The sequence below is a fragment of the Herbaspirillum sp. B65 genome, from assembly GCF_000333555.1.
Lineage (GTDB): Bacteria > Pseudomonadota > Gammaproteobacteria > Burkholderiales > Burkholderiaceae_D > Herbaspirillum > Herbaspirillum rubrisubalbicans.
This window is the reverse complement of the sequence record NZ_BADI01001092.1, coordinates 1-2,815: the sequence shown is the minus strand read 5'-3', so window position 1 is coordinate 2,815 and position 2,815 is coordinate 1. Positions and strand designations below refer to the sequence as shown.

2 protein-coding genes are annotated in these 2,815 nt (G+C 60.7%); one reads left to right on the top strand and one right to left on the bottom strand.

All coding sequences use genetic code 11. The features are described 5' to 3' along the window. Window positions 1–1,346: acyltransferase family protein (locus tag I5W_RS25890; RefSeq protein ID WP_044531414.1), on the top strand; the 1,346-nt coding region annotated here is incomplete at its 5' end. A gap of 51 nt (window positions 1,347–1,397) precedes the next feature. Here the strand turns inward: I5W_RS25890 and I5W_RS25885 are convergent. Beyond that, a partial coding sequence (locus tag I5W_RS25885) for an Atrophin-1 multi-domain protein (RefSeq protein WP_306302685.1) occupies window positions 1,398–2,815 on the bottom strand: 1,418 nt, incomplete at its 5' end.

The following is a 2,815-nucleotide window of genomic DNA, read 5'->3' as shown; positions in this document are numbered from 1 at the left end:
GTGGGTGGCAACTGGGCTACATCAACCTGCACCGGGCCGACCTGAACGCGCGGTTCAAGAACCTGCAGTCATGGCTCGGGGTACTGTTGCTGGTTATCGGTTTCGTACTATTGAATGGCACACGCAGTTTCCCTGGCTGGTGGGCACTGTTGCCCTGCATCGGTGCTTTCCTGCTGCTTTCTGCCGGTCCGGCGGCATGGTTCAACCGCAAGGTACTGGCCAGTCAACCCATGGCGTGGATCGGCCTGATCAGCTACCCCCTCTATCTCTGGCACTGGCCGTTATTGGCCTTCGCCACCATCATTGCCGGGCAGACTGCACCGCAGGAGTGGCGTTTGCTGGCAGTGGTCGCTGCCGTGCTGCTGGCCTGGGGTACCTTCCTTTTCATCGAGCGCCCGTTGCGCCATGCTGGTGGCGTCAAGATCGTCCTGGGGCTGGTGGCGCTCAATATCGTGGTCGGTGTGGCCGGCATGGTGATCTATCGTAACGGCGGCTTCCCGCAACGGGCCATCAACCAGAAACTCGATTACCTGGCGCGTAGCGACGTCTTCGAAGGCTCGCGTAATTCCGATGGCAGTTGTGCGCGCTTGAATCATTTGACTGAAGTCAGCGAGGAAGTCTGTCTCTCCAATTCGGCGCAGCCTCAGGTGCTGTTCGTGGGTGACAGTCACGTGATGGCCTTGCATTCGGCCATCTTCAGTCGTCAACTGGCGCTGCCGTCCATCATGGTGGCTGGCCACGCCTGTCGGGTCTATCCCAATCTGCCTTACGAACCGGCCAATGTGCGACGCTGGTCCAACAACTGCACCGAGATTGCCCAGCAAGCCATCGCCGTGGGGCAGAAATTCCCCTCGATCCAGACGGTGGTGATCAGCGGCGCTTATCCGCGCGGCAATCTGGATACGCCTTCCCAGTACAAGGTCAATGATCACCCCTTGAGCGAGCGCGAAGCCTTCATGTCGGGATATGGCGCCCTGATTGAAAGCTTCATCGCGCAAGGCAAGCGCGTGGTGTTCATGGCCGACGTGCCTTACCTGAAGCTGGATCCGCATTCCTGCGTCAATCGGTTCGGCGATGCGCCCACCCGTGAATGTGCCTTTACCCAGGCCGAGCACGAGAGTATCCGCAAGGCTTACGACACCGCCGTCAACGAGTTGCGCCAGTTGCATCCCAAGGCCACCGTATTTGATCCGGTGTCGCTGTTCTGCGCACAAGGCAAGTGCCAGGCCAAGATCGATGGCGCTTATCTGTACAACGACGATCAGCACATCAGCTTGGCGGCCTCGAAGTATCTGCTGCAATCGATGCAGCGTGATGGCTTGCTGCCGGCGAGCTCGCCGCCATGAAAAAAGCCGCCGTCAATGATGACGGCGGCGGCAGGGTTGCGGCAGGGTGCGTCAGTCAGCCTTGAGCAGTTGGCCACCCACGGCAGAGCTGTTGCCTACGCCGCTTTGCGCGTACAGCACCAGGCGCGGCGAATTGGCGTTCCAGGTGAAGGTCTTGCTTTCGCCATCGGCCAGGTAGCCGCTGTCGAAGACCACTTTGCCGACCAGCTGGTCATAGATGCTCATGCGCAGCTTGCCACCATTGGTGGTGCGTGCGGTCAGTGTGTAGGAAGCACCCATGACCGGTTTGGCCCAGGTCACGGCATTCATGCCGCGATTGCTGTAATTGACCACTTCCGACATGGAACTGGTGGCCGGGAAAACCACGGCCTGGTCCCAGGAGCTGTACTTGCCCAGGGTGCTACCGGATTGCTGGGTCCAGTTGCCGCGCATGGAAAGCAGATTGAGGTTCTGGTTGGGCGTGAAGGTCTTGCCATTGCCGTCGATCCAGGACTGGGCGCTGACCACGCGCCGCAGTGCGGCCCGGATCGATTGCATTTCGCTGGCCACGGTGTTGTTCCAGCCGCTAGGCGAAGGATTGGCGTCCGAGCCGATTTCGGCGTAGATGACGAAGGGCGTGCCGATGTTGGCATCGACAATATAGGCCCCGTAGCGCTTCAAGGTCTCGGCGATGCGGCGCACTTCGGCATTGGTGAGCTTGCTGGTATCGAAGTCGGGCGGCAGCATCACCAGGCTGCCTTCGGGTATGCCGCCCTTGTTGCGGATGGCCGCTTCGGTGTCGGCCGAGGTGGCAGGGAAAACGTAGGCTGGTTTGGGACTCAGACCGGAATAGGTCAAGGACATGGCCAGAGCGTGTGGGTAGTACTGCGGTTTTTGCGCAGCCTCGTGGATGCGGATGATGCCGGCCGCGGCCGGCACGCCGGTAGCCCTGGCACCTTGGTAGTAATGGCCAGGCTCAGGCCAGCCGCGGCCGTCGATTTTGGTCCAGGCGTACATGGCGGCAGTCCACTGAGTGCCTTCTTGCTTGAGCTTGAAGAACGAGTGGACGATCCCGGTGGTCGGGTCGACGATATCGGCATGTCCATCGGTACCGGGCGCTGCGCGTGCAGCAGCTGGCCAGTGCGGAATGGTGATGTCGTGGTGGCTTTCATCGTCGGTGTGGAACAGTCCCTTGCTGCCGGTCAGACCCGTGACGGTGACGGGCGGATCATTCGGCGAGGCCAGGAAGATACCGGTGGAATAGGTATTGTTGGTCACCGTCGGGAAGTAGGCGTCGGTCGGAATCACGAAGGTATCGAAGACCGGATTGACGGGACGACTGTTCCAGAGCGAGTCAGCGGCGAAGGGCTTGAGGTAGGTTCCCCATTCCTGCGCCCAGACGGGCGCGGTCGAGATGAGGGCGGTCAATCCCAGAGCTAGATGAAGTCGTCGTAGTGTTGTGCGTGGCCGATGCATGGCAGCTCCTGTGT